Origin of the sequence: Persicobacter sp. CCB-QB2 (assembly GCF_001274635.1) — a bacterium.
GTDB lineage: Bacteria > Bacteroidota > Bacteroidia > Cytophagales > Cyclobacteriaceae > Persicobacter > Persicobacter diffluens.
Genome location: NZ_LBGV01000001.1, coordinates 1,426,719 through 1,451,418, shown reverse-complemented (window position 1 = coordinate 1,451,418; position 24,700 = coordinate 1,426,719). Strand labels below are relative to the sequence as shown.

The window sequence follows — 24,700 nt, the reverse complement described above, 5'->3', positions numbered from 1 at the left end:
CTACTGTAAGTTTTCGAGCTTCTGCTCGGTTTCATTAATCTGCTCCTGGATTGCATCGCGCTCCTGCTGCCCCGGAGCATCGAGCAAGGAGGCGCGAAGTTCCTCCAGCTTTTTAGTGAGCTTGGTTTGCTGACCCTTTTGCGCGGCGGTTAATCCTTTCGCCTCCTGCGGACGCTTCACCGTTTGAATCTCTTTCTTTTTGTCAATATTCTTTTGGTGTTGAATCGCGGGATTCTCTCGCTGAAAAGCCATGCCGTCTGAAGTGAAATAGAACTTTTTCACCGTCGGGTGAGCCTCAAAGTATTTTTTTTGCTTATCGTTCATCTGAAAATATTCGTTGAAAGATGTTACGCTTCATTTTAATATTGTTGACCGTCTGCGGCTTATCTACCAGCTTGATGCCAACAGTCACCCCGGAAGCAAAGCCCAGGGCAAACCCGAGAAGTACCGCGGCGACGAATCGCCACGGCTTTACCAAACCCAACATTAACCACTTTGTGCACTGACCCAATCGGCAATCCAAAGCTGCCGTTTGAGTCTTCGTTTCTTATATACTCCATCACCTTCTCGTGAACCTGCTCCGTTCGTATTGCCTTCAATGGTCGTGGCATAGTCACTATTAGGAGGCCAACGATGTACATGCCCCACATGGGCAATCCTTTTCTTGGATGCAAAGTAGATCCCCATGACATCGGACTTTTGCGGAGGCTTACCCGTTAGTGACTTACCCTTCTTATAGATCACCTTGTTACTTGGAAACCAGGACGGCGACCATGCGGCTGATCGAGGAGGTACTAAATCATTCTCCAGAAAACCCCAATTCATCTTAGCCCCGCACCAGGCATAACCTTTACCAAGTCCGCAAGATGCCAGATACATTTCCACCTCCGGGCCATCGTTTTTGCCTGTGGCTTCCCGAACGCCTACCTGTGAAAGGAAAGTAGAATCCAGCTCATCACGGATCTTCTGTTCTGTGCGTCCCTGCCCAATACCAGAGAGGGTATACAGGGACATGATGAGTAATAAAAATAACTGTTTCATTTATGCAAAAATTATAGCTGCTGAAATTAAATAAAGGCCGAGCATGCAGATCGATAGCCAGAGCCTGGGATCATACTCGGAAATCCCGTCCTCATGAAATGGCTTATCAAAGGGCCGTCCAAAATCTTCATCCATATAGCGCAAGACACGCGGGAAGACAAGACGTAATGCGATCCAGGTAAATGACACTGCCCCGAAGTAGCACATGGCCTTAAAAAGGAAAGCCTGTAGGAGCCCGGCATCGTCCACCGCTGCGGTGGGATCTAACCAAGTGGTCACGTATCTGGATAACCACCAGAAAACCACGGCAAGCAAAAAGGGAATGTACTCACCCCAATGCTTGATAATATCAAGAATTCTTTTCACGGTACTTTATGATTTTGTCTATACCAATTTTGAAAATCCAGCCTCCGGCTGCGCCACAGAGTCCACAAAGGAATGCGGTGAAAAGGTCACCAACCGAAACCACTTTAAAGAACATGGCTAAAACAGAGGCGGACAGTCCGGAGACTGAAGATTCAAAGTTATTCATCCGATTTATACTTTTAGGATACCCACTCCTTTATCATCTTCCCGGCGACGACGTCCACCAGCACGAAGGAGAAAGGAAACGATATCACCATAATAGGTGGCCTGATTTGGGTTGTCAAACATTTTAACCTCACCCACGGCTTTAGCCAGTGATCTTTTTTGATAGCAAAGGACGCCCTCTGTGTCATCTTCCGCCCCAGCTGATCCTGGAGGTTTTAATGCTCCGCCAGCATCAAAAGTCAGCACAGAAGAACGCATCTTAATTTTGAAACCGTAAAGGTTGTCAAACATAGAATTCAGTCGTTCATCGTTGGAGCGCATCATTGAGAGCAAGGCGGTTACTTCCGTATCCGGAAATAATAATGGAATGATTTGTGCCGGAACCAATGCATAACGATCCTGTAGGGGTACATTATGAGTATTAAACATGGTCTGCATTTTCTGCAAAGATGCCCGGGCAATGTCAGATTCTGTAATGATATGATCAGTAGTTAAACCTCTTGCCCAAACATCAATTAAATCTTCCGCTACTTCCTCCGCAATCTTTTGTTTGTCATCACCAATGATACTATCGCGCTTGTTGTAGGAAAGTTCTACCTTTTCCGCATCCCGGATCAAACGTGGGTCAGTTGTAAACTCATTAAGAGAATACAATACTTCACTATCTGGCCTTTGAGCCGGGGTAGCGGGTACTGTCGTTCTGTTTTTCTCAACATTGGAAGGTGGCCCCGCCTGTGGGATATGGACTACTTTTCCTTGTAGGACATATTCATCCTCTGCTGTTACCGTTGACATGAAATCATTCTCTTTCCAAAGATGGTCAACGATATCATTTTGCCAAATTTCTTTTTCTAAAGCCATTTAAATGATTTTTAAAAGGGATTAAAAGTTAGTCGGCTCTTTGCCATACTGATCCTTGAATAGCTTCTTATAAGCCTCCTTATTGGAAAGCTTCAACTGTTCTAATGCTTGAGGATTCTTTCTTGAAATCTCAGAAAAGGTCATGCCTTCAAGCTGTTTAGGAAGCTGAACTTCCTCACCCCCTGGCTCGGGGAACTCACTAAGGTTAAGCGGCTTTTTCAAATCACCTACCAAAGTTTTGACCTCGGAGAGCTCCAGCTTTTCGTAGATCTTCTTTTGCTCAACCGTGATTTTTTTGCTGGTCACCGCAGAAAGCAAAATTTCTTCCTTCTCCTTTGTTTCAGCGGATTTTTGAGCGGCCTCTTTTTCCTCTTTGAGTCGCGCATTTTCGGCCTTCAGGCTAATGTTTTCTTGCGAAAGCTCCAGCACTTTAGCCAAAACCTGAGCTGGCTCTGAACTTGCAGACAAGTTGATGGCCGTTGCAATGGTTTCTTTAAATTCCATGCTATTTTTTTGATTATTAGATTTACCCGAAGGCTTTAAATTTTTGACTGCGGAAAGCGTTAAAAGCTCGCCATTGGCATCCATAAGGCGAAGCGCATTTTTATTGCTACCAAAGGTAACAATGGAGGCTTCGCGGACTTCCCATTTTGTAACCACATCACCGTCCACCTCCAGCGGTAGCACTCCCATGGATGCCATGCGGATATGCCCGTCTTCCACCTTTTGAGCAATCACCTTTGCAAATTCATCCTTAAGGTCAAATACAGGCACCGCGGTAATTTTTTCACCTTCCACCTGAATGTCATCCCAGTGCCCAATAGGCATCATCCAACCGTTATGCTCATGCAGCATAACCGGATTCTTTTTGAATTGAGTCAGATCACCGCCGGAGGTCTGAAGAATCAGTCCGTAACTGTTCTTTGATTGATCATGTAATACAAAACGCTTACTTTTTTTTGTCATTTTTCCTTTTTTGATGATGCAATATTGGGCTAATTTTTTACTTCGAAAAGTATCTTTTGACGTCGCCAACACCCCTGTTCAAATTGTCAATAAATCACATCTCAACGTGAATAGACTAGTTTTTGTAGACAGTAAAAAGCATATTTTTGTCTATAAAAAAGTATCACTCATGGGTAAATTTGATGCAAAAAAAGAGCAGGCTCGCAACCTGTATACTAAAGGCCGGATCAATAGAAAAGAAATAGCTTCACTTGTAAATGTGACGGAAAAGACCTTACGGGCCTGGATCACAAAAGAGGACTGGGATAGTTTGAAGGAAGCGCAGACCGTGACCCGTCAACAGCTTCTGCAAGATGCCTTTTCGCAGCTTAAAGCGGTGAATCAAAAAATTGAGGAAATGGGCGGCGTGCCGGATAAAGTATTGTCAGACGCAAAGTCGGCCCTGCGTAAAGAAATTGAGTTCCTGGAGTCGAATCCATTGCATGTGTATTGCGAAGTTTTCGACGAGCTGACCGAGTGGATTATTGAGAATAAGCCCGATAAGGCGCTGGAGTATTCAAAGTTGTTTCGTGGGTTCCTGGAGGAAAAACATAAAGCCGCATTGTAGTATGGCAAAAATCACCGTAAAGGATAAACAGGCACTCAAAGACTATCAGGCAAAATGTGACTGGATATACCAAAACTCCAAAGGCGGGGGATGGATTCCCCAGAGCAAAAGGAGGCGCGTATCGCACGGGCAAAGAAAGACTATAAGTTTATGATTGAAACTTATTTCAGTCATTACGCAACTTGTGAAAGCGCAGACTTTCATATTGAATTTGCCCGTAAGATCAAAAGAAATCCCACTATTAAGGCTTTTGCTGAATGGCCAAGAGGGCACGCCAAATCAGTGCATGTAAATATTTTTCTACCCTTTTGGCTTTGGATTAATGACCAATGCCATTATATGGTGCTGATAGGTAATAGCTTTGACAAGGCGGCTCAACTATTGGACGACCTTAAGGCCGAGTTCGAATCAAATCAGAAGATTATCACGGACTTTGGGCCACAAAAGAACCTAGGGCAATGGGAGTCAGGAGATTTTAAGACAAAAGGCGGCTTTATGGCAAAAGCTCTGGGCGCTGGACAGTCCGTGCGGGGACTGCGAAAAGGAGCACAAAGGCCGGATTACTGCGTGGGGGATGATAACGAGACCAGAGAACTTGTAAAAAATCCTAAACGTCAGGACGAGCTGGCGCAATGGGTGGAGCGGGATTTGATCCCCACAATGGACGGCCCTATCCGGAGGTTCATTTGGGCAAACAACCGTTATGCACCGCGCATGGTGCAAACGGTATTGCAGAAGAAACACCCGAAATGGTGGGTGCATCACATCAAAGCTTATGACCATGATTACAATCCTCGGTGGCACCAAAAATACACGCCTCAATACTGGCGTGATATGGAGGAAGAACTGGGGATACTGGCCTGTAAAGCGGAGTTTAATCAAGATCCACACACTGAGGGTAAGCTTTTCAAAAATGAATACTTCAGGTATGAAAAAATCCCGCGAATAGATCATTATGATGCTATTGTGGGCTATTGGGACGTGGCGTACTCCGGTAATAATGATTATAACGCAGTGAGGATTTGGGGGAAGAAGGGCAAGAAATACTACCTGATCAAATCATTTGTCCGTCAATCCACAATGGATGAGGCCATAAGGTGGATGTTCTATTTTAAAATGCTTAATCCTAGGGTATGGATTCCTTTTTGGTATGAATCACAATTTTGGAACAAAACGCTTCAAGACACTTACGACGAAATCAGAGCTGATTTTGGTTTTGATATTGGCATGATCAAAGACGACTCAAAGAAGGGTAAAAAATATGACCGGATTGTCAGCGAACTTTTACCGCTATACCAGCAGGGCCGAATGATATACAATGAAAAGGAATATTCATCGAATGATCATTCACAGGGTGAGGAGCAAACCAAGGGGATAGAGCCGGGCTACAATTCACATGATGACGCCCCGGATGCTGACCAGGGGGCGATATCAAAACTATCTCAACATATTTCATCAACTGCCAATCCGCACGAAAAACCTATTATGGGTTCGAATAGGCGGCCATCACATTACTAATTATGTTCATTGAAGAAAAAGATTTAAGCCAGGGCGTTTACGCTGATATTTTGCAAAACGTCAGCCGCCAAGACCCGACCTATATCGAGCAAAATATTGCTCGCGCAATTGCTGAAGTGGACGGTTATATGAATCAAAAGTATGACACCTCTGAACTCTGGACGCAAACAGGAGACGAGCGGAACGGCATCATTAAAGGACTCTGCATAGATGTTTCCTTATATCATATTTTTTCGGTTACCGAGAAGATTAAACAGGATATTGTTGACCGCTATAAGTGGGCAAAGGAAGCACTTAAAGAGATCCGAGAAGGGCTTTTAAAGCTGGATCTACCACTATGGTCAGAGAAGGCAGAACCGGACAAACAAGCTGATTTTTTTGCAGGTGGATTAAACAACAGATACTAATATGGCTAAGCGAATCAATAAAAAAGACAACAAAAAAACGCACAAAATTGAGGTGAATAATTTCACCATTTCCAATATAGACAGGAGCTATAAGGGTATCCCCGAATGGCGTAGTGCCATTAAAGCGGCTGAAAGTGCGGATAACCCCAGACGAACACTACTTTATGATTTGTATGAGGAAGTCGTATTGGATCTGCACCTTACCGCTTTAATCGAAAAGCGCCAAATGTTTGTGACCAATATCCCACTGAAATTTTTTGACAAGTCCGGCAAGGAAGTGGAAATCATCAATGATTTGATCAATACCGAGAATTTCGAGGAAATGATGAAGGATTTGATTGATTGTCGCTTTTATGGTCATTCGTTGATTTGGTTTGATTCAATTGAGGGGAAAACACTTGACTATAAGCTCATCCCAAGAAAGCATGTCAATCCGCGAAAGGGAATTGTCATGAAGCATCAATATGATGATTCCGGGGAGCAGTACCGGGAGGCACCATACAACATGTATTGTTTGGAAGCAGGGAAGCCGGATGATTTAGGGCTACTTTCAAAAGCCGCGTTGGCGGTGATTTATAAAAAGGGTAATGTTTCGGATTGGTCAGTATTTGCCCAGGTCTTTGGCGCTCCTTTCCGTGAATACATTTATGATGACCCGACCGCAAGGCCGCAGTTAGAAGCAATTGCCAAGGAGCAATCAGCCGCTTCATATGTTGTACGTCCACGGAATTCAGAGTTTAAGCTGCATGAAACCACGCATAAATCCGGCTCCTCTGACTTATACAGCAATCTGGCAAAGTTCTGTGATGAGCAAAACTCCAAAGCGATCCTTTTGAACACCATGACCACGGACGCCCAAGGCGGTAATTACAAGGGAGAGGTGCACGCAAGTAGTGAAAAAGAAGTGGCTAAGGCTGACCGTCGCTTCATGCTTCGCCTCCTGAATGAAAAGTTCATTCCTATACTGGAGAAGTTTGGCTATGCCGTCGCGGGTGGGCGTTTTGGCTATGAAGAGCAGGACGGGATGACGCCAAAGGAACGATTTGAATTTGACGAAAAATTCAGCGAGAAAGCCCCACTAGATGACGACTATTGGTATGAAACATACAACCGACCACGTCCCAAAAAGAAGCAAAAGGAGCTGGAGAAAGAAGGGGGCGACCCCAAGCCCAAAGAAAATCATAAGCCAAAGCCAGCAAAAAAAGAGGAGAAGAAAGAAGAGGTAAAATTAAGCCAGGAGGAGCAGTCTTTTTGGTTGAAACTGAAATCCTTTTTTTCGGATTTTCCCCGATCATGAAACGGTCGGGGAGCAACTAAAACACCAGTACGGTCATTGCTGTGAGCTGGAACTGGCCGATGAGCCCCTTTTTGATATTCAGGACTTAGTTGATAAGGCACTGGTCAATATCTACGCTGATAACTTCAATGGCACCATTGAGCCAAATTTGTGGCGAATTGCCTATACCGAGCTGAATAAGGCAGTGGAAGAGGGAGTGGGAGCAATCTCCTATATCGACTCCGAATGGGGCATTAAGGAAGCTTTGCAGCAAAGCAATGCCGTGTTTGCCGCCTTCAAAACACACCAACAGTACACAGAGCTAAAAAAGATTGTCGTTGGAGATGATGGAAAGCTGAAGAGCTTTGCAGCCTTTAAGCGCGACTCAAAGCAAATCATTGGTAATTATAATCAACAATGGTTGCGAACTGAATATAATACCACTGTGGCGCGAGCCCGCACAGCAGTGCAATGGAATAAGTTTCAGCAGACCCCAGGACGAAACATCAAGTGGATTCCCTCCAGAGCGGCTATTCCTGATGCAATACATAAAGGATACTGGCATACGGTATTACCTCAGTCAGATCCTTTCTGGGCGACAAATTTTCCGGGTAATCGCTACAACTGTAAATGCGATTGGGCTCTGACTGATGATCCGGTAACAGATGCTCCAGAAGTGGAAATCAGGCCACAAGCCGGACTTAAAGAGAATCCGTGCATTAGTCGTAAAGTATTTGGGGATGATCATCCCTATCAGGCCAGTGCACCGCGAAAGGTGAAAAAGAGCGCACCAACCGCCGCAATGCGACTGGAGCGTAAACTTTTGTTGGAATGGGCGAAAAGTGAGCTGAAAAGTACCTATCAGTTGGGTGGAAGTCCGGCTGTTTTACATACCTCCGGTATAAAAGAGATTTTAAACCAACCTCACCGGGATTATGCCCTAAAGAACCGGATTTTATTTACCCTGGAGGAGGTGCTGGAGAATGCTGAATTTATCAGAACCGACCCGAATACAAAGGCTAATCCATTGATCCGCCAATATCACTATTACAAAATTACGGTGAATGAGCGGGACTCATTCCTGGTACTTCGAGAGCTGGCCAATGGAGAGCGTCAGATTTACTCTGTGGTAGAATCATTGCAATAAAAAAAGCGACTAACACCCGTCGCTACAGTGATATGCAATCAAAGAGTCGCAGTGTTAATCGCTTTATTAGAGATGTAATTATAAGAATATCAGTTCGTAAATGAAAGAATTCATCGATAAAATCACAAAGCTACATCATTATTTGCAAGACGAGGTCAAAGACGATATCGGCATGTTAGCAGTGGAGCACGCTAAAGGATCATTTCAAAATGAAGGTTTTTCAGACAAATCTAAAAATGATAACAGGTGGAAAGAAGTAGGCAGACGCCAGGGAAGTGGCGATGGAGCCGCAGCGAAGAGAAAGATCCTGACGGGTGAAACAGGAGATCTTGGACGGTCGCCGGACTATAAAAAAACCGCCCAGGGCGTTGAAATTATTTCCGATAAAGAATATGCACAGGTACACAATGAAGGAGGAACATCCGGAAGGAAATCAGCTCCCTTTAAAATGCCTGCCCGACCTTTTATCAAGCAGTCTGACCTATTGAATGCGAAGATTATAGCAAAAATTGAAAAACGATTTAAAGACCTTTAAAAATGATAGCTCTGTACCTTAATATAGCCGAAGCGCTAAGTGAAATTCCCGCACTGAAATTCATCGATATGAAAGGAGGTGAAGATCCAAATATTTTTCCCGCCGCTCTGGTAAGTTTTGATCCACTTAATCATGAGCAACTACCAAAAGGCAGCACCCAAGCTGATATCCGATTTACGGTTAATGTTAAGTTTTCGCCTTATCTAAGGTCAGAGGGTAAAGGCACTCCAAAGGAGCAGCTACTGGCCCTACGGGAGCAAACCAACGTGATTGAAATCATTAAGTCCAGGCTAGTAGAAAATGACGTTGAAGGGATCTTTGGCATAATGCTGGCCCGAGAACACGCACAAAAAAAAGGAACCGATTACGAGGTTCCTTTAACTTTCTACGGACGTGTAGAATGGTCGCCTGATACTGTAAGTCTAGCTTAGAAAAGATTCATCTGAGCTGGTGTTTCATCTAATTTTTTTAAAAGCTTTTTTGCTGGAGTCCGGAGGTACTCATAAAATGTGTTCTCTGCAATCCGATACACTGGGTAAATCTTTTCATTATAGATGAATCTATTCGAAAAGCCTCCGCGACTCTTTTCTTTTTCCTCCAGGAAGATTTCCTGAATGTCAATAATCAACAACAGCTTATTGCGGTTCTGCGAATATCTCATATTACAAAAAAGGAATGGTGGAATGACAATTCGAATATAACCATTTTTTAACAAAAAATCCCTACCAAATGGCAGGGATTGGGTATTTAAAAGGGAGTATAAATCTACTTTGTGTTCTTGATTGCCTGTATTCTAATTTGCGCTTCTTTTGCCATCGCGATCCAATCATAATATACATGGCCTTCGATTTCTTTTGTGTAAGTAGGGTCTTCTGTTAATTGAAATACTATCCAGCACGGTTTGCTTTCAGCCCCCTCTTTTTCACAAATATCGACTGTATAAATGAAAGAACTACAAAAGCCATTAATTAGCTTGATGAAATTTTGATGATCGTTTCCTGCTAACCTCAAAGACGCAGTGTAGATTCGTTGATACTCAACAGGGTCAAACTCTTTAATTTCTTTCGCATCATCATTAAGCTCCTGGGCAAAAGAAAAATGGGCTACAAGTCCGAAAAGTATTAAAAACAGAAGTCTCATATTTTAGTATTTGTTATTATAACGCAACAATTATCAGCTAGTTATCGAATTGATTTGCAATGTAATAAAAAACCCTTCTTTAAAAAAAGAAGGGTTAGGATTTACTTATTTGTTAAATTGATCTTTTGCTGCTCAGTTTCACTAAGCCAGACTCGAGCTTCTTCTCGCTTTCCTTTTAGCACTAAGCAAACGCTTCCATCATGATCGGTTAGATCGCGAATAAAGAGTTCGCAAGTTTGAATTGATTGCTCGACTTTAAAATTGTCTACTCCTTTTCTGATTACTTGAACTTTTGCCATTTTTTCGGTTTTTAAGTTTATCGTAAACCGCCCATAAAAAGCAGATGAGCGGGTAAATCCAACATATATGAATCAGGATACTAAGTTTCATTCCTTACCCGTTTATAAAAGTCTTCCAACTCTTTAATTTCCAATACTTCTCTATGGATTCCCGGGCTTTTATGACTATCTGCCTGGAGCCGTGAGCGTTCCCCGAATACTTCAGTACGCTCATCAAAATACACTTTGAACCAACTCATGACTTTAGAAATGTTCAGGGATTCATACAGCTCACCGTAAGCGCCCAGCATGACCTGATTAAAAACAAAGTGAATATCCGCAAAAGAAAGGCTGGGAAACTGCTCCAGCAGCACCTCTGCAATCTTATCAATCTGCCGCTCCCCCAAAGGCTTGCGAAGATCCAGCAACTCATTAAAGTCAATCAGGTGTATTTTGATCAGTGCCAGCAGTTGTGTTTCTCCCAGCTCCCTGCGTAACTGTCCCACCGGAGGGTGATTTAACTCAATAACCTGCTCAATTCTACGAACCAACCGGCACTCCTGGGCCACTTGTTTAGGAGACAAGGTCTTTAAGTACCCTTGCTTTGTAATCGTCTGAGACGTTGCTTTTTGAAGCTCCATTTCGGTTTGTCTTGATTTCTGCAATCAGCTCATTAAATTTCCCATTAATGACGGGCAGGCTAAAGCCATGACTCTTGTACCAGTCCGGAAGGTTAATAATCAGGTACTGAAAAGCTTCCACCACCGGAGTCCTACCCTCCGTTAATTGATTGAGCTTTTTCATGATATCCTTTAGGGCTCCGGCATCTTTAGCAGACCACGCCAGGGGTACTTGTGTATGATTTTGATACTGCTGGGAGAAATACCCCTTACATTGATTAAAAATCCGGCTTTCCATTTCCTTTGCTGCCTTCAAGGCATGCAGATCTAAATGGTACGCATCTGCCAGAGCTGCTTTAAGGTCTGCCCGTTTTGCGTTTGGGTTTCTCAGGAGCTCCTTTACTTTTTGAACTTCCATTTTTTAAAAGTTTTCGGTTTACAAATTCATTGTGCATCCAGTCAAAGAGATGAAGCTGATTGGGGTGGATTACAATCTCACCTAAATCCGGCTTTTCTTTGCTCATATCAGTTCTGCTTCCTGCATCAAGCGATTTAAAGAAGAATGATTAACCCCTAGTTCTTTGGCTAATTCCTGCTTTTTGCGCTTCCCTTTCATCCATAATTCCCTTACTCTTTTGGCCATAGGAGAAAGCACAGGTGCTAATAAAGAAGCCACTGCCCCTGAAAGAATGAAAAGCAAAATGGAGAATATTCGAAATGCTTTTTTTGATTGGTTAGCAATGGCCGAGGCATTCAATAATGCCTGATCCCTTTCCGCTCTTTTAAGCTCCAGTTCCTTTCCCTGCTGTTTTGCCAGGAGTAAAAGATCCGATCTTAATTTGATGGTTCTGGCGCTGGAAGCCTCCGTAAGAGTCGTGTTGTAGGCATTTTCCAGAGAGGTGATTTGCTTTTGAAATTGATATTCTATCGGACTAACTTCCTTTTTAAAAGCGAGAACACTCACCCCATTCAGGTCAGCGAATACGCAACAACCACATAGAACAACCGCACACAATAAATTTTCATTTGCTGTGCCCATTTTTTTCCAGTGCTTAATCCCTTCAATTAAATAATAGTGGGCCAGAGTACTTAGTAAGATTGCGCATATATAGGCGTAAAATGAGGGAATCATTTTCGCGGCATAGTTTCCTGCTGCAAAGGCATTGTAGCTCACGGATACAATTACCAGTAGGTAGTGGAATAAATGATCAGGCTTCATGTCCGCTTTGGTCAAAAAGGTGAACGGCTGCATAAGTAGACTCAGCTACCACATAAGCCAAATATTGATTAACTTTTACCACATGTTCCTGATTAGTTTTACGTGCCTCTGATAGTTGATTTGCACAACTAATTCTTCTGTTACCAGGAACAACCTGGACTTCACCAATAGTCATTTGACCTGACTGGTTTTTATAAAATCTAAATATTTTCATCGCATTAAATTTGGAGTGTTGGTATTATCCATGGCCCAAACCAGAACCATGATAAAGCAAATGAATACTAAACCTTTTACTAGCATTGGGTCAGTGATTTGAGTTTCCTTAATAATTTGTCCATCCGAGCTTCAAATCGTTGCTTCCTTTGGCGCATTTCCTTCAGATGCCCAGCCGTAGCTCTTATATGTCGATCCACAGCTTTGATGTCACTTTCAAGGTTTTTGATCTCAAAGGAGATTTGTTCCATTGTTACCATAGCTATTCATCATTTATTGCAATACTGACCGGAAATCCACGGTCTAAACATTCTATCATTGATACAGCAACTGCTGCAACTTGTATCAGCTCTTGTCGATATCTGATTAGTCTCTGCTCCTGAACAAGACTAAAATTTTCATCCAATATTGGATCTTCCCCAAAACCATTTCTGAAATGATGATCACAAGCTTCTTTGGACACTTCTCCAATTTCCTCCATTAATATTGTAATCCACTCCATTGGTAAGTGATTTTGCTCTCCCCATTTGGCGTCCTGCTTTTGCCGCTCAATTTTAATCTGATTAAGAATTCTTTCCTGAATATTCATGTTTTTCATATCATCAAATTTTGGGAATGCCCGAAGGCACCCCCTTAGTGGAATGGATTAAAAATTCACTTCTACTTCCATGCCCTCCGGAAAGGGCACTGCCGTAATGGACAGAGGAATGGTAACGGATTTACCCAATTGATTTTTCATTCGGGCTTCCACGAAATAAGCTGAGCGCACGGGCTTATAGCTCTCTACCAGAATTTCCACCCCTTCGGAAAACACAGGGTTGTCATGCTCTTCTGCCAGCTGCTTCAGCTCCAGTACCCTGGAAGCCTTTAAATTTCCTTTTGCATCCTTTTTCAAAAGGTTCTGAATCATTTTCACCAGCTTGGCGGTCTCCTCATTGGTAGCCAATGATTCTATAAACTGATTAACCTTGGCAATACCTGCCTCCTGCGTATCATCCCAGCCGTCAATGGTTCTGTACCCAATTTCAATGGAACGACCAAGATCATCAGTAAAAGTGTGACTTTGTTGGCCTTCCTTATAGCCAAACAAATCCTTTTTGAGGGAGATCAGGGCACTGAAAGCATTGAAAACTTCTGCTTTGGCTCTGGAAAGCACCTCACTTAAATCCTGTAAGCCGTCAATGGTATGCCCGACCTGTTCTTTTACAGTGTCCTTATAAATGACGCGCTCTTCCTGAATGGCCGCTTTTTGTTCTTTCTGCTCTCTTTGAAGATCTTCTAACAGAGCTGCTTTTTGTTCCGGTGATAAATTTGAAATATCCATGTTATTTGCTTTTTAGATCGTTTAAAACTTGTTGAAATAGGCTTACTTTTTCGAGGTAGAACATTCGGTTCTCCTCAGATTTGCACATGGCAGCGCAGAGGTTATACTTTTTGATTTCGCGCTGTATAATGGCTTTAGAAGTCATAATTTAGAGTTTTAGGGTGCTTTACATTCTTTCCGCTACAGAAACAAATTTGGCGTAGACCTTACGAGGTGCATCATTGGTCATCGGATATTTGGCATTCTTCTCAAACCAATCTCTTGAAGCTTCCGCAGGATCTTGAGACGCCCTTGCTTTGAAGATCTGCCAAAGCTTCCGGCGCATTTGATTCTTTGATGCACGATACCTTTTAACAGAGGCTTTAAGGTGTTCCATTACCGCATAATATTCCTCTTTTGAAAGCTCTGTTAAGCTATTTACATAGCGACAAATAGTCTCAGCAATCACCTGCTCTTTGGTAACCTCCGGCTCATCCACCTGGAGCTCGGTAAGTAAAAGATAAAATTTACTGTACTGCATGACCCTCCTCCCATTGAATAAGTAGACAATCTAAACGGACAATCAGGTCACAATTACACTGCATCCATTGCTGAATGTAAGGGTAAACAGACCCTGATTGAGAGGTATAGAAGGATTGAATCATCAGATCCCATTCTTCTATAAACATTTGCCAGAAGTCTTTCTGAGCAATAATCTGAGATTGTGTCCAATGATTTACATCGGCATTACAACCAGTCAGGAAAAAATCAACGAAAGCCACTCCACTGTCCACGATTAAAAAAAAGTAATCATGGTCATTCATCCCGCTGTTTTTTTGCACCTCATCGTTGATCGCCTGGTGCAAATCAGTCTTAACGTTTGCCATTTTTGAAAACGTTTTGGATATACTAAATAATAGATCCCAATTTATTGAAGTGAATGAGATCAGCTCACTTAAAAAATATCAGGCATGTATTGCCGTTCCTTTAGTTCTTTCATGTCCGTGCAGAGCAGGAGCCCTGTCGGTAAAAGAAACATTTCCTCCCGGGCATCGGCCACCAGCATAGGCGGTATGAGCATCTACCCGAAATATTATCTTTGCCAGTCGCCTGGCTGCTTTTGCTTCAGCCCCCACAACTTCCCCGCCTTCCTCATGCGCCACATAAATGAAGAGGGTGTTTTTATGTTGTTTCGGTAAAGCTTCAATCCAGCCTTCTTTTAAAACATGCCTTGCATAAGTAATATTATCAATGAAGACAATATTTGCAGGTGCCGGTTTTTGGCTTTTTGATTCTGCCGGATTGGAAATGGCTTTAATAAGGTGATCCCATTCTAAAAATTCCTCCCAAAAAATATTCTTTCCCACCTTTGCCTTTGGTTGAATCCCAACCCGCAATAAACTATCTACAAAAGAGGTTTCAATTACGCCCGTTTCATAGTTCACAAATAACACTTGCTGAACATAGCCACTTAAAAACTTGGCTAACTCCAAACAGAAAGTGGTTTTCCCATGCTTCTCCGGGCCCTGTATTAACCATAACCCATCACGTCCGGGCTGGCCTAATACCTCATCCCATTTGGCATCATTAAACTGAAAACGTTTCAGTTTTTCTGCTTCATCAAACAGCGCTTTGATTTTCATGGCCTTGCACATCCTTTTGATCCAACAATATCAAAAGGTCTTCTGCTCGTCTCAGACCACCACGGTTGTCATTATGTGAAAGACATCTTCTAACGATCTCATTCACTACTTTTTTATCCGTTGCATTCGCCTTAACAACATCAGCGATCAACTTTTTGTAAAATGCCTGCTGCGCTTCCTTACCCACTGGCACTGCCTTACTGTAAGAGTTGCCAAAGCGGGAAAAGATCTCCCGAAAGCCCACCTTCTCTGCATCAATCCCCCTGGTAATTTTCCTGCGGAGGCCATCTGCCCCGATCATGTACCAACCGCAGCGGTGCTCAGTAGCGTTCCACAGTTCCTTCAGCTCCAGAAAAGCCGAATACTCCAGATCTCCCGCTTCATCAATGATAATAAGCGGCTTATCTTCCATGCCACCCAGATAAGAGGATAAGTAATACTTCACCGTCTGTTTCACATCATCCACCCGTCCGGTGCTCTCCAGTCCGAGCGTCCTTGCCATCGTCCGGATAAAGGAAATCTTTCGCTTGCACTGCGATGCGTCCATGTAGAAACAGTTTCTTCGACTACGTGAAAGGTATTTTGCCGCAAAAGTCTTCCCAATGGCACAATCATCCACAAAAAGCATCGAACGACTATGGAGCTGGCAGTAATCCACATCTTCCTGAATCTGCTCAAAAACCTCTGTCCTCACTGCCTTCCAGTTTCTTTGCCCGAGGTGTACATCCAGTATCTTGCCAATACTCAGCCATTTCTCCGAAGCCAGTTTACCTTCTATCTCCCCCTTTTTCAGCGAAGAGAAAACTGAATTGTTTACACCGATTCGCCTTGCATAATCAGTATCCGTACCGTCAAACCGCTCCCGGTCTTCCAGTATGGCGGCAAGTACTTTTTTGCGGTACTCATCCGTAATTTGAATGTTTTTCATAATAGTTTGTTAAAAACGTTGATCTAATGAGCGTCTGCCTTGTGACGGACGTTCATCCAATGTCTCAATATCCAGTTCATCGGCTAAATCAGGCATCTCCTGTGCATCTTCCTCAGGAGCCTGATATTGACTTACGCCATCAATGGTAAATTCAATCCGTGGTTTGTGCTTCGGTGTATTATCGATGACCACCACATCCTGAATCTCATTACGTCTGCGCTTCTGATATCCGGCAATGGTCATCGCATAAGCAGACATCAGACTTTGCTTTTCCTTGTCTTTATCGGTTTGCTCAATCACCGCACGCTGATAAACAGGTTTAGGCAACAATTCGCATATATACCGATCTGTATAAACAATAGCCTTCAGCACTTTACCATCGTTATCATTGAGCCAATAAACATCCAGTTCTTTGCCTTCAACCCGGCGCATAAGTTCAATCAACTCTTCACCAGTAGCAATCTTTCCGTCATTGCCCAAAAGCCATTCGCTGTATTGCAGTTTCACGATACCCGCATTACAGGAAGTTTTGGAGTGGTAACCCAAATGAGGTAAAAACGACTTATAAGGGGTCTGACTCAATCCGGGGTTTTGGTTTTCAACGAAAACTTCCCAGCGGGTTTTTCCCGGATACATCTCCTGATCAGAATGTAAGGTATTGTTCCAGGTGACAACGTCACGAAGACAACCTTCAATTATTTCCTCATAGGGGAGTATCACCTCCTTACCCTGCCCGTATTGGGTTTGATTAGCTTCTGCAACTGCGGTAGGCCGCGCGACCCAGCCATGCCGTTTCTTTTCCAATCCGTAACGCAAGGGTCTGAAATAAGCTTCAATCCGTTTGGCTCTTGCTTTATTGGCTTCTATCCGGACATCTCCGAACATGGCTCCATTGGCTAAAAAGCTTTTACGATAACTGCTGTTTAGTGAACTTTCACACTCCAAACCATGCGGTATTTGCATGCCCCACTGTGCATAATTACGAACCATTTGCCTGTAAAACTCCAGAATCAATCCTTCCTTACTTTTTCCGGAGACCCAGGTGGTGAATGCTTCAGAGGCTAAGTCAATGCCCAGGTAAAACCACGCCCTTTTCCCTTTCGCATAATAGAAAGGCGGTTGGCGGTCGTCTATTGAGATTAATGAGCCTGCAAACTCCGGGCGTTGCAAAGAATGATAAGGATCAAATCGCTGAATCAATTTCTGGCGATCTCCCTGCCGTTTGGCTAATGTACCAATACTGGAATCCCATGAACGTAAGAAACTGCGAACAGCCGAATCACTTAAAGCTTTCATCCCTTTTGGCGAAAATAATTCTCCTGTTTCGGGATTAACCACCTCCAGATAACCATCCAAAAAAGTATCAAACTGTCTTCTTACCTCAGTGGCATCCGGTTTGTAATCCACTCCGGCAAAGAGCGCTTCAAGTATCATAGAAGAGGCGCCATCCACTTTCCTTGCGTTTGAAAGGGAATTACCTTCAGCATCTTTTATTAATGCAACGGGGCCTTTCTCCTCATAAGCACGCATTTTCTCATTTAACCCTCTCCAGCTTGATGGTAAGGTGTGCGAGGTGTGGTGCTTCTCTTTTAATACTTCCTGAAAACTCATTGCGTCAGATAATAAAACTTGATTTAAACCTCTGGTGGACTTCTTGAGCGTTTTATACTCCTTCCGTCTCCAGGTATCCAGTGCGATTAATGCCTCACACATGGCAGCATTCACCCGGTAACGTTCCTTTTCTTCCTGTCCCAGATTCCCAAAACCCGGCCTTTTGAATTCTTCATAAAAGCGATAATTGGCTTCAGTTTCTTCATAATATTGCTCCAGGGGATGATCAAATCTTTTTCTCGGATCTCCTAAAGCTTTCCGGACGTCCTCTGGCAGGGAGTCAAAAAGAATAAGTGCCTGATGTCCTCTGCATGCTCTCCGGGCTCTTTTGATACCGTACTTTTTGTCTTTGTAGCGGTGGAGTTCTCGCTTTAAATGTTCATAATTATTCCAGAAATCCGGTACAATTTCATCAATGAAGACAACCAATAATTCATTCCATTCATGTGGCATCTATTTAATTATTGTGGTAGTAATTACCTCATTTTAAATTACCCATCTAATCAAATAGGCTTTAATCATCCAATTGCTCCTCATCCTGATTATTTAAATCAATGACGACTTCTTTAGCCTCTTGTTCTAAGAGCTCCTTAGCCCTTTGCCTTACTTTGTGAGATATCTGAGAATTGGTTACATACCTTAATGCAAAGTCTACTGATTGCATACTAATTTTTAGCTCCTTTCTAATGATTTGTTTGTGAGCAGGAGGCGAAATTATTCGTTTTGGTGAGACCATAAGAAATTTGAGTTAGTGAAAAATGTAAATATTTTTTTTATTTGTTAATTCCCAATGCGAAACGCATTAGTGTATTGCAATTATATAAAACAAGTTTGATTTTACAAAACAACATCAATGATTTTTTCAACCTTCTTTGATAGATTAATGGAAGTGTCTAAATATAAAGGGTATAAAAACCTTAGAGACTTCTCTTTAAATGGTTTGGAGTATGGGTCTTCCCAAAAGCTCAATAGATTAAAAGACCCTGAAAAAAAGCCCAGCATGGACATTCTTTTAGATATATCAAACAAGTTTGATGACATTGATTTGAACTGGCTTGTTACAGGAGAGGGGCCAATGATAAAAAAAGAGCGAGATGTTGAGGTTACGCAATTATTTGATAAGGAGAATGTGGACGACCAGGTTATTCCTTTATATAATCTAGAAGCTACTGCGGGGTTAGTTCACCTTTTTGATTCTCCATCTAGGCAGAACATAATAGATACAATCAAAATCCCTAACCTACCTAAATGTGATGGAGCAATTTTCGTTAAAGGAGATAGCATGTATCCACTACTTAAAAGTGGAGATATGGTGGCTTACAAAATAGTTAGTAATGATATTGACGAAATATTTTGGGGAGAAATGTACTTAATAAGTGTGGAGGTTTCGGGAGAAGAGTTTGTGTCAGTGAAATTTATTCATAAATCAGAGCAGGGAAATGATTTTATAACCTTAGTCTCACAAAATAGACATCACTCTCCAAAGGATGTGCATTTTTCAAAAATTAGGGCCATTGCAATGGTTAAGGCCTCCATTAGACTGAATTAACACCAAAAACCAAATAAGCATTTTTGCAATTATCACCAAAGAGGATTTCGATTTAGCATTAATTACCGCTAATTGACTGAAAATAAGTGCTTTATTTGTTTTAGCGCTGCTGTTTTTTCAATTGAGGGATATAATGTTCTAAAAATTTAAAGATTTTCTTTGGGATTTTAGCGAAAAACAATCAAAAATAGGTGTTTTTTTTCCTGCTTTTGTCCCCCCAATTGTCACCCCAATTGTCACCCCATACACAAAAACCACCCTCAAGGGCAAAAGACCAGGATTCAGCCACCGGCAACAAAACCACCCTCCAAATGTTTCTATAAAATGACGTAAATCCCCACATACATGGTCTTTAAAGACGTTTCTGGTATTCACCTGCAAAATGATAATTCCGTTCCTGTAAGCTCCTTAAATGCGGTCATGAAATGGTAGTTAAATGGTAGTTAATGGAAATTTGGTTTTTAAGCTGGTTAAGCTCCAGGACACAAAAAAACCGCCTTGCAGATATGTGCATGGCGGTTTTTTGCCCTTTTGGCTGTTTTTATAAATTTGCCCTTTTGGTTTTACCCCTTATACTCATCACGGTAAAATTTACGGGGTAAAAAAAATATAAAAAGGGAGGTTTGAATGGCCTTTTGCCCCTTTGATGATATGAAGGTAGGTAGGATTATTTAAATGTCAAAGCCTGTTTGTGGACCGGTCTGATTGTTGGTTTTTCAACATTTCGGCTTTATGGTAAAGTACATTTCGGGCAGCTTGTTTTTACCTGGAAAGCGGAATAATATTGCCCTTTCTCACGATTGTCCTTATAAAATTTTTTTCAGAAAGTTTAAAATAAATGTATTTCGTAAAAATGGTGCTGAAAATTTTCTAAAATTTAACAAATTCGTAAAATAAGGGTAGCGCTAGTCAACTTGCTCCTAAGTGGCCGGAGTAGGCGGGTAGAACGGGTGAAGGAGGGTGATTTTTCAAAGGGTGGGGGAATTAGCCAATTGAATTTTTTTGAGATGTTTGCCTGAAAAAAAAAACTCCTGCCTTTACAGCAGGAGTCCCAATTACCTATAATGCTTATCCTTTAACCTTATTACTTTCTAATTCATGGCCTGTTCTACTACAGAAGAAAGATTTTCTCTTGTAAATGGAACAGAAGTGGTTTCACCGTTTTTCTTTAAGGTAATGGTGTTGAAAGCCATATTTTCCGCTTTTAACAAGCCACCGAAATAACGGTAAATTCTGGTTTTATATGCCAGTTCATTAACTCTTGTCAGATCAATCATGGTACTGATCACATGATCTGCATGCGCCTCCATAGATAATACTAAATTAGCATTTTCGTGATCAAAGCTCACGATCATCATGTCGACATTGGCCTCACCCACAACAGCATCTCCTGCTGGAGGAGTAGTAGCATAAGCGCTCCCGCTTATCATAAAAAGTGCTACTAAAATTTTAAGGGCTTTCATGACTGAAAAGAATTGAATAATTAATGATCCTTTATGTTGTCATTAGTGGCGTTTTATTCCCTGATGACATTACAAATGTACATAGTAATTTTTAAAGAACAAGTCCGCTCGAAAAACCTTAAAACACGGCCTGTTCAGAGAATTTTGCGGGAATGGCAAATACCATAATTTATTTTGTTTTGGTCAAAAAGGACACCTTTTATTCTGTTTGGGGTGATTTGGAGGCTTTTTAATTTTTTTTGAAAATTTTAAAAAAACTTTCTATTTGGGGTTTAGTGTTGATTATTTGCCTGATTTACGCTTAAATATTACGGATTTATTAAATGTTGGTGGGCTAATTATGAATTTTTCAAAAACAGATAGATTCTGTGGTGTTTTCGATAATCTTACTGTGAATTGATTGTTAAGGTGGAAATTGGAGTGAGAATAAAGCTTGCCTAAAATTTTTACTTAATTGTATTTTTTGAATATTTATGACTTTTGTCACGGATTGGTTTTGGTGATTAAAAGGAAGGCTTTAGGAAGTGGAATAATCCGTTTCTGGAATTAAATTGCGAGCGGGGCTGAAAATTCGAAATTTTATATGGTTTGATGCTGGGCAAGTGTGTTTGATTAGTTTGGATAGGGTGTTTCAAGGGGTGTTATGGTAATATTTCCAATGTGAAGGTTTCAATTGCCCGGATAATTGCGAATTTGGGAAATCCTTCTTTTAAAGCTTTAGGTGCATTGCATAAAAAAAGGAGTCTTTCGACTCCCGTTTTTTATTCGTATTGGTTATAAACTTTGTGCCCTCCTTTCAGAAGGAATTGATCCCGTTTGAAAATTTCCATATCGCTTAATACCATATCTTTTACCAGCGCCTGTAAATCATATTCCAATTCCCAGCCTAACTTGGTTTTGGCCTTGGTCGGATCTCCTATTAGTAAATCTACTTCGGTGGGGCGGAAATATTTCGGATCCACTTTCACAACCTCTGCGCCTTCCGGTAATTGGTATTCCCCGGAACAGCTTTTCACCCGTCCTACTTCTTTGACACCTTCTCCTGAAAATTCCACCTCAATGCCTAATTCCCCAAAAGCCATTTTTACAAAATCACGAACAGTGGTGGTTACCCCTGTGGCAACCACATAATCTTCCGCTTCATCCTGCTGCAGCATCAGCCACATCGCTTTTACATAATCTTTGGCATGTCCCCAGTCCCGCTTGGCGTCCATATTTCCTAAGAAAATGGTTTCCTCCAGCCCAAGGGCGATTTTTGCGGCCCCACGGGTAATCTTTCTGGTGACGAAAGTTTCTCCTCTTAAAGGAGACTCGTGATTAAAAAGAATACCATTACAGGCGTACATATTATAAGCCTCCCGATAGTTCACCGTAATCCAGTAGCCGTACATTTTAGCCACCGCATAGGGGGAACGAGGGTAGAAAGGAGTGGTTTCTTTTTGTGGGATTTCCTGCACTAATCCATAAAGCTCCGAGGTTGAGGCCTGATAGAATTTGGTCTTTTTCTCCAGCCCCAATAACCGGATGGCTTCCAGAATTCTTAAGGTACCCACCGCATCAGCATTGGCCGTATATTCAGGAGTGTCGAAGGAAACTTTTACATGGGACATGGCCCCAAGGTTATAGATTTCATCCGGCTGCACCTCCTGAATAATGCGGGTGAGGTTCATGGAATCGGTTAAATCACCGTAGTGTAACTTAAAGCGGATATCCTTATCGTGCGGATCCTGATAAAGGTGGTCAATGCGGGAAGTATTGAATAAAGAGCTTCGTCTTTTAATACCGTGCACCTCATAGCCTTTTTCCAAAAGCAGTTCCGCCAAATATGCTCCATCTTGTCCGGTTACACCGGTGATTAGCGCCTTTTTCATAAAAATATGTTTGATGATGTAGGGATTAATATAATACCCTGAAGCGAATGGTATCAGGGATATTTTTTAAATCCTGAACCACCTCATCATCGTATTGTTTGTCTATTGCCGTGATTAAATAGCCTATAGACTCATTTGTTTTTAAATTTTGTCCCAAAATATTACATTTATGTTTAGCGAACACCTGGTTGATGTTGGCCAAAATCCCCGGAACATTGCGGTGAATGTGAATCAGGCGGTGTGCACCTTCAATTTTACCCAACTGAATTTCAGGGAAGTTCACACTGTTTAAAGTGGAGCCACTGTTCACATATTGGGCTAATTTGGTAGGGACGAAGTCCGCGATATTTTCCTGCGCTTCCAGTGTCGATCCGCCAATGTGGGAAGTGAGAATGGTGTTTCTGCATCCGATCAAAATAGACTCAAAAGGATCATCATTACTTCTTGGCTCGGATGGGAACACGTCCACAGCGGCTCCCAGCAATTTGCCGGAATCAATATTTTCCTTCAGTGCCTCAATGTCCACTACATGGCCCCGGCTCAGGTTAATGAACACAGATCCGTTTTTCATCAATTTGAATTCGCGTTCCCCAAAGAAACTCTTGTTTTCAGGGCGACCATCTACGTGCAGGGAAACCACATCTGCAATAGAAAGTAGGCCTTCCATGGTTTCGCATTTGGTGACATTACCAAGCGGTAGTTTTTCGCCCAAATCGTAATAATAGACATCCATACCGGCTGCTTCTGCTAAAATGGACAACTGTGAACCAATATTGCCATAGCCAATGATGCCCAGTTTTTTTCCACGGATTTCGAAACAACCCTTGGCTGTTTTGCTCCATTTTCCCTGATGCATGCTGATGCTGGCATCATGCACATTTCTCATCAACATGATGATCTGTCCCAAGGCCAATTCCACTACGGAGCGGGTGTTTGAGAATGGGGCATTGAAAATGGCTATTCCTTTTTCGGTACAGGCAGGAAGATCTATTTGATTGGTGCCAATACAGAATGCGCCCACCGCGATTAATCGATCGGCAGCCTCCACCACTTTGCGGGTCAATTTAGTTTTGGAACGCAGGCCTAGGATAGAAACCCCTTTGATTTTCTCCAGGAGCATGTCCTCATCCATGGCTGCCGGATAAGTTTCTACATGGAATCCATCTTTACGAAGTGCCTCTGCCGCATTAGGATGTACGTTTTCCAGTAATAAAATCTTAATTCGGGACTTGGGGTAGGAAACGGCTCCTTCAATTTTTAAGTCGTAAAGGATTTCGTCCAGACTTGGAGCTTCGTGATCTGCAACTTCCAACACTCTTTTGCGGCTCACATTGGCGGTGAATGCATAAAAACGATCCGCCAGACCCGCCTGACGAATTTCATAATCCGTATAGCCATCACCAATCACATAGGTGAACCCTTCCAGTGTCAAAGCTTTGGCTACGGTCACTTTTCCCTGATTTCCGGATAATGGATTTTCCTTATTCATACCGATAATGCGGTTCTCAGGGCCAAATACAAAGCGGTTTGCAAAAATATTGGACTCCGGAATGCCGTATTCTCCTACTACAGGAGCAATCAGCTCAAAGAAACCATTGGAAACAATGTAAATGTTCTCCGCATTTTTTTTGAGGAATTCGGCATTTCTCTTGAATGAAGGCGTCACTAAAGCTTTAAGCTCTTCTACAGTTTCGGCAATGAGGCTTTTATCTGCTTTTAGTAGGTTCAGGCGGTGATTGATGGATTCTTCAAAAGAAATTTCTCCATTCATCCCCCGGTCTGTTATCGCTTTAAAGGTCGAAATAAGTTCTTCAGCATTTGCAGCTCTGGAAAAGGCCTTATTGGCTAAAAAGTCCAGAGACTCCACTTGGATAAAGGTGCTGTCATAGTCAATGATGAAATTGTTCTGCGCTTCCATGGATGAATGGTTGTTTGGTAATATTAAAAATGGAAATTCCTTATTTAATTGCTAA

General features: G+C 42.2%; 33 protein-coding genes. 8 read left to right on the top strand and 25 right to left on the bottom strand.

Translation table 11 applies throughout. The annotated features are described in order from the left end of the window. From NG22_RS06565 to NG22_RS06540, 7 genes are read right to left on the bottom strand one after another with little or no spacing between them, the layout of a single operon-like run. Positions 1 to 324, bottom strand: coding sequence for a hypothetical protein (locus NG22_RS06565; RefSeq protein ID WP_053404994.1), 324 nt, complete (start codon positions 322 to 324; stop codon positions 1 to 3). Further along, complete coding sequence (locus tag NG22_RS17750; RefSeq protein ID WP_157600895.1) at positions 314 to 478, bottom strand: hypothetical protein; 165 nt, start codon at positions 476 to 478, stop codon at positions 314 to 316. Before NG22_RS17750 ends, NG22_RS06565 begins: the two co-directional genes overlap by 11 nt. Positions 479 to 486: 8 nt before the next feature. After that, positions 487 to 1,041: a hypothetical protein gene (locus NG22_RS06560; protein WP_053404993.1), complete on the bottom strand. Its 555-nt coding sequence runs from the start codon at positions 1,039 to 1,041 to the stop codon at positions 487 to 489. Then, a complete protein-coding gene (locus NG22_RS06555) occupies positions 1,042 to 1,407 on the bottom strand; it encodes a hypothetical protein (protein WP_053404992.1) in 366 nt (121 codons plus the stop codon). It abuts the gene before it with no gap. Then, entirely contained in the window at positions 1,391 to 1,573 is a 183-nt protein-coding gene (locus NG22_RS06550) for a hypothetical protein (RefSeq protein ID WP_053404991.1), read from the bottom strand. The genes NG22_RS06555 and NG22_RS06550 overlap by 17 nt, the downstream gene beginning before the upstream one ends. Before the next feature lie 5 nt (positions 1,574 to 1,578). Continuing rightward, positions 1,579 to 2,433 (bottom strand): hypothetical protein, encoded by an 855-nt coding sequence (locus NG22_RS06545; protein ID WP_053404990.1) that lies wholly within the window; start codon positions 2,431 to 2,433, stop codon positions 1,579 to 1,581. Between the two features lie 21 nt (positions 2,434 to 2,454). Continuing rightward, positions 2,455 to 3,399, bottom strand: coding sequence for a hypothetical protein (locus tag NG22_RS06540; protein WP_082305011.1), 945 nt, complete (start codon positions 3,397 to 3,399; stop codon positions 2,455 to 2,457). A 169-nt stretch (positions 3,400 to 3,568) separates the two neighbouring features. On the opposite strand from NG22_RS06540, the gene NG22_RS06535 reads away from it, so the two are divergent. From NG22_RS06535 to NG22_RS06505, 7 genes are all read left to right on the top strand, one after another. Next, positions 3,569 to 4,006 (top strand): hypothetical protein, encoded by a 438-nt coding sequence (locus NG22_RS06535; RefSeq protein WP_053404988.1) that lies wholly within the window; start codon positions 3,569 to 3,571, stop codon positions 4,004 to 4,006. 90 nt (positions 4,007 to 4,096) lie between these two features. Continuing rightward, positions 4,097 to 5,524 carry a hypothetical protein gene (locus NG22_RS06530; RefSeq protein ID WP_053404987.1) on the top strand — a complete coding sequence of 476 codons (1,428 nt, stop codon included), beginning with the start codon at positions 4,097 to 4,099 and terminating at the stop codon, positions 5,522 to 5,524. Between the two features lie 2 nt (positions 5,525 to 5,526). Next, positions 5,527 to 5,931 carry a phage protein Gp36 family protein gene (locus NG22_RS06525; protein WP_053404986.1) on the top strand — a complete coding sequence of 135 codons (405 nt, stop codon included), beginning with the start codon at positions 5,527 to 5,529 and terminating at the stop codon, positions 5,929 to 5,931. A 1-nt stretch (position 5,932) separates the two neighbouring features. Next, positions 5,933 to 7,228, top strand: coding sequence for a DUF935 family protein (locus tag NG22_RS06520; RefSeq protein ID WP_053404985.1), 1,296 nt, complete (start codon positions 5,933 to 5,935; stop codon positions 7,226 to 7,228). A gap of 148 nt (positions 7,229 to 7,376) precedes the next feature. Further along, a complete protein-coding gene (locus tag NG22_RS06515; protein WP_053404984.1) occupies positions 7,377 to 8,354 on the top strand; it encodes a hypothetical protein in 978 nt (325 codons plus the stop codon). Between the two features lie 100 nt (positions 8,355 to 8,454). Further along, positions 8,455 to 8,889 (top strand): phage virion morphogenesis protein, encoded by a 435-nt coding sequence (locus NG22_RS06510; RefSeq protein WP_053404983.1) that lies wholly within the window; start codon positions 8,455 to 8,457, stop codon positions 8,887 to 8,889. A gap of 2 nt (positions 8,890 to 8,891) precedes the next feature. Then, positions 8,892 to 9,320 carry a hypothetical protein gene (locus NG22_RS06505; protein WP_053404982.1) on the top strand — a complete coding sequence of 143 codons (429 nt, stop codon included), beginning with the start codon at positions 8,892 to 8,894 and terminating at the stop codon, positions 9,318 to 9,320. Here the strand turns inward: NG22_RS06505 and NG22_RS06500 are convergent. From NG22_RS06500 to NG22_RS06425, 15 genes are all read right to left on the bottom strand, one after another. Next, on the bottom strand, positions 9,317 to 9,550 hold the full coding sequence (locus NG22_RS06500; protein WP_053404981.1) for a hypothetical protein: 234 nt from the start codon (positions 9,548 to 9,550) through the stop codon (positions 9,317 to 9,319). The genes NG22_RS06505 and NG22_RS06500 overlap by 4 nt on opposite strands. Before the next feature lie 104 nt (positions 9,551 to 9,654). Continuing rightward, entirely contained in the window at positions 9,655 to 10,029 is a 375-nt protein-coding gene (locus NG22_RS06495) for a hypothetical protein (protein ID WP_053404980.1), read from the bottom strand. A 101-nt stretch (positions 10,030 to 10,130) separates the two neighbouring features. Next, on the bottom strand, positions 10,131 to 10,328 hold the full coding sequence (locus NG22_RS06490) for a hypothetical protein (RefSeq protein ID WP_053404979.1): 198 nt from the start codon (positions 10,326 to 10,328) through the stop codon (positions 10,131 to 10,133). A gap of 80 nt (positions 10,329 to 10,408) precedes the next feature. Then, positions 10,409 to 10,891 carry a hypothetical protein gene (locus tag NG22_RS06485; RefSeq protein ID WP_157600893.1) on the bottom strand — a complete coding sequence of 161 codons (483 nt, stop codon included), beginning with the start codon at positions 10,889 to 10,891 and terminating at the stop codon, positions 10,409 to 10,411. Next, the gene (locus NG22_RS06480; protein WP_053404977.1) at positions 10,881 to 11,345 is read right to left on the bottom strand and encodes a hypothetical protein; all 465 of its coding nucleotides are present in this window, start codon (positions 11,343 to 11,345) and stop codon (positions 10,881 to 10,883) included. The genes NG22_RS06485 and NG22_RS06480 overlap by 11 nt, the downstream gene beginning before the upstream one ends. A gap of 102 nt (positions 11,346 to 11,447) precedes the next feature. Further along, entirely contained in the window at positions 11,448 to 12,146 is a 699-nt protein-coding gene (locus NG22_RS06475) for a hypothetical protein (protein ID WP_053404976.1), read from the bottom strand. Beyond that, positions 12,136 to 12,360 (bottom strand): hypothetical protein, encoded by a 225-nt coding sequence (locus tag NG22_RS06470; protein ID WP_053404975.1) that lies wholly within the window; start codon positions 12,358 to 12,360, stop codon positions 12,136 to 12,138. The genes NG22_RS06475 and NG22_RS06470 overlap by 11 nt, the downstream gene beginning before the upstream one ends. 261 nt (positions 12,361 to 12,621) lie before the next feature. Beyond that, positions 12,622 to 12,957 carry a hypothetical protein gene (locus NG22_RS06460; RefSeq protein ID WP_216597607.1) on the bottom strand — a complete coding sequence of 112 codons (336 nt, stop codon included), beginning with the start codon at positions 12,955 to 12,957 and terminating at the stop codon, positions 12,622 to 12,624. Positions 12,958 to 13,005: 48 nt separating this feature from the next. After that, entirely contained in the window at positions 13,006 to 13,683 is a 678-nt protein-coding gene (locus tag NG22_RS06455) for a DUF3164 family protein (RefSeq protein WP_053404973.1), read from the bottom strand. 166 nt (positions 13,684 to 13,849) lie between these two features. Next, complete coding sequence (locus NG22_RS06450) at positions 13,850 to 14,203, bottom strand: hypothetical protein (protein ID WP_053404972.1); 354 nt, start codon at positions 14,201 to 14,203, stop codon at positions 13,850 to 13,852. Next, complete coding sequence (locus NG22_RS06445) at positions 14,190 to 14,549, bottom strand: hypothetical protein (protein ID WP_053404971.1); 360 nt, start codon at positions 14,547 to 14,549, stop codon at positions 14,190 to 14,192. The genes NG22_RS06450 and NG22_RS06445 overlap by 14 nt, the downstream gene beginning before the upstream one ends. Before the next feature lie 78 nt (positions 14,550 to 14,627). Further along, complete coding sequence (locus NG22_RS06440) at positions 14,628 to 15,305, bottom strand: hypothetical protein (protein WP_053404970.1); 678 nt, start codon at positions 15,303 to 15,305, stop codon at positions 14,628 to 14,630. Continuing rightward, positions 15,283 to 16,233, bottom strand: a complete 951-nt coding sequence (locus tag NG22_RS06435; protein WP_053404969.1) for an AAA family ATPase — start codon at positions 16,231 to 16,233, stop codon at positions 15,283 to 15,285. Before NG22_RS06435 ends, NG22_RS06440 begins: the two co-directional genes overlap by 23 nt. A 9-nt stretch (positions 16,234 to 16,242) precedes the next feature. After that, positions 16,243 to 18,297, bottom strand: coding sequence for a hypothetical protein (locus NG22_RS06430; protein ID WP_053404968.1), 2,055 nt, complete (start codon positions 18,295 to 18,297; stop codon positions 16,243 to 16,245). A 61-nt stretch (positions 18,298 to 18,358) separates the two neighbouring features. Next, positions 18,359 to 18,508, bottom strand: a complete 150-nt coding sequence (locus NG22_RS06425; protein ID WP_216597605.1) for a hypothetical protein — start codon at positions 18,506 to 18,508, stop codon at positions 18,359 to 18,361. A gap of 189 nt (positions 18,509 to 18,697) precedes the next feature. Here NG22_RS06425 and NG22_RS06420 point away from each other — a divergent pair, with 189 nt between their 5' ends. Then, positions 18,698 to 19,393 (top strand): S24 family peptidase, encoded by a 696-nt coding sequence (locus NG22_RS06420; protein ID WP_157600892.1) that lies wholly within the window; start codon positions 18,698 to 18,700, stop codon positions 19,391 to 19,393. A gap of 1,091 nt (positions 19,394 to 20,484) precedes the next feature. On the opposite strand, the gene NG22_RS06415 is transcribed toward NG22_RS06420, so the two are convergent. From NG22_RS06415 to serA, 3 genes are all read right to left on the bottom strand, one after another. Beyond that, positions 20,485 to 20,856 (bottom strand): hypothetical protein, encoded by a 372-nt coding sequence (locus NG22_RS06415; protein ID WP_053404965.1) that lies wholly within the window; start codon positions 20,854 to 20,856, stop codon positions 20,485 to 20,487. Positions 20,857 to 21,617: 761 nt separating this feature from the next. After that, positions 21,618 to 22,727 (bottom strand): GDP-mannose 4,6-dehydratase, encoded by a 1,110-nt coding sequence (gene gmd, locus NG22_RS06410; protein ID WP_053404964.1) that lies wholly within the window; start codon positions 22,725 to 22,727, stop codon positions 21,618 to 21,620. Positions 22,728 to 22,752: 25 nt separating this feature from the next. After that, entirely contained in the window at positions 22,753 to 24,645 is a 1,893-nt protein-coding gene (serA, locus tag NG22_RS06405; RefSeq protein ID WP_053404963.1) for a phosphoglycerate dehydrogenase, read from the bottom strand. Positions 24,646 to 24,700 lie beyond the last annotated feature (55 nt).

Coding starts and splice junctions, on each gene's coding strand:
- NG22_RS06565 (WP_053404994.1), bottom strand. CDS start 324: ATGAACGATAAGCAAAAAAAATACTTTGAGGCTCACCCGACGGTGAAA.
- NG22_RS06560 (WP_053404993.1), bottom strand. CDS start 1,041: ATGAAACAGTTATTTTTATTACTCATCATGTCCCTGTATACCCTCTCT.
- NG22_RS06550 (WP_053404991.1), bottom strand. CDS start 1,573: ATGAATAACTTTGAATCTTCAGTCTCCGGACTGTCCGCCTCTGTTTTA.
- NG22_RS06545 (WP_053404990.1), bottom strand. CDS start 2,433: ATGGCTTTAGAAAAAGAAATTTGGCAAAATGATATCGTTGACCATCTT.
- NG22_RS06540 (WP_082305011.1), bottom strand. CDS start 3,399: ATGACAAAAAAAAGTAAGCGTTTTGTATTACATGATCAATCAAAGAAC.
- NG22_RS06535 (WP_053404988.1), top strand. CDS start 3,569: ATGGGTAAATTTGATGCAAAAAAAGAGCAGGCTCGCAACCTGTATACT.
- NG22_RS06530 (WP_053404987.1), top strand. CDS start 4,097: ATGGATTCCCCAGAGCAAAAGGAGGCGCGTATCGCACGGGCAAAGAAA.
- NG22_RS06525 (WP_053404986.1), top strand. CDS start 5,527: ATGTTCATTGAAGAAAAAGATTTAAGCCAGGGCGTTTACGCTGATATT.
- NG22_RS06520 (WP_053404985.1), top strand. CDS start 5,933: ATGGCTAAGCGAATCAATAAAAAAGACAACAAAAAAACGCACAAAATT.
- NG22_RS06510 (WP_053404983.1), top strand. CDS start 8,455: ATGAAAGAATTCATCGATAAAATCACAAAGCTACATCATTATTTGCAA.
- NG22_RS06505 (WP_053404982.1), top strand. CDS start 8,892: ATGATAGCTCTGTACCTTAATATAGCCGAAGCGCTAAGTGAAATTCCC.
- NG22_RS06500 (WP_053404981.1), bottom strand. CDS start 9,550: ATGAGATATTCGCAGAACCGCAATAAGCTGTTGTTGATTATTGACATT.
- NG22_RS06495 (WP_053404980.1), bottom strand. CDS start 10,029: ATGAGACTTCTGTTTTTAATACTTTTCGGACTTGTAGCCCATTTTTCT.
- NG22_RS06490 (WP_053404979.1), bottom strand. CDS start 10,328: ATGGCAAAAGTTCAAGTAATCAGAAAAGGAGTAGACAATTTTAAAGTC.
- NG22_RS06480 (WP_053404977.1), bottom strand. CDS start 11,345: ATGGAAGTTCAAAAAGTAAAGGAGCTCCTGAGAAACCCAAACGCAAAA.
- NG22_RS06475 (WP_053404976.1), bottom strand. CDS start 12,146: ATGAAGCCTGATCATTTATTCCACTACCTACTGGTAATTGTATCCGTG.
- NG22_RS06470 (WP_053404975.1), bottom strand. CDS start 12,360: ATGAAAATATTTAGATTTTATAAAAACCAGTCAGGTCAAATGACTATT.
- NG22_RS06460 (WP_216597607.1), bottom strand. CDS start 12,957: ATGAAAAACATGAATATTCAGGAAAGAATTCTTAATCAGATTAAAATT.
- NG22_RS06455 (WP_053404973.1), bottom strand. CDS start 13,683: ATGGATATTTCAAATTTATCACCGGAACAAAAAGCAGCTCTGTTAGAA.
- NG22_RS06450 (WP_053404972.1), bottom strand. CDS start 14,203: ATGCAGTACAGTAAATTTTATCTTTTACTTACCGAGCTCCAGGTGGAT.
- NG22_RS06445 (WP_053404971.1), bottom strand. CDS start 14,549: ATGGCAAACGTTAAGACTGATTTGCACCAGGCGATCAACGATGAGGTG.
- NG22_RS06440 (WP_053404970.1), bottom strand. CDS start 15,305: ATGAAAATCAAAGCGCTGTTTGATGAAGCAGAAAAACTGAAACGTTTT.
- NG22_RS06435 (WP_053404969.1), bottom strand. CDS start 16,233: ATGAAAAACATTCAAATTACGGATGAGTACCGCAAAAAAGTACTTGCC.
- NG22_RS06430 (WP_053404968.1), bottom strand. CDS start 18,297: ATGCCACATGAATGGAATGAATTATTGGTTGTCTTCATTGATGAAATT.
- NG22_RS06425 (WP_216597605.1), bottom strand. CDS start 18,508: ATGCAATCAGTAGACTTTGCATTAAGGTATGTAACCAATTCTCAGATA.
- NG22_RS06420 (WP_157600892.1), top strand. CDS start 18,698: ATGATTTTTTCAACCTTCTTTGATAGATTAATGGAAGTGTCTAAATAT.
- NG22_RS06415 (WP_053404965.1), bottom strand. CDS start 20,856: ATGAAAGCCCTTAAAATTTTAGTAGCACTTTTTATGATAAGCGGGAGC.
- gmd (WP_053404964.1), bottom strand. CDS start 22,727: ATGAAAAAGGCGCTAATCACCGGTGTAACCGGACAAGATGGAGCATAT.
- serA (WP_053404963.1), bottom strand. CDS start 24,645: ATGGAAGCGCAGAACAATTTCATCATTGACTATGACAGCACCTTTATC.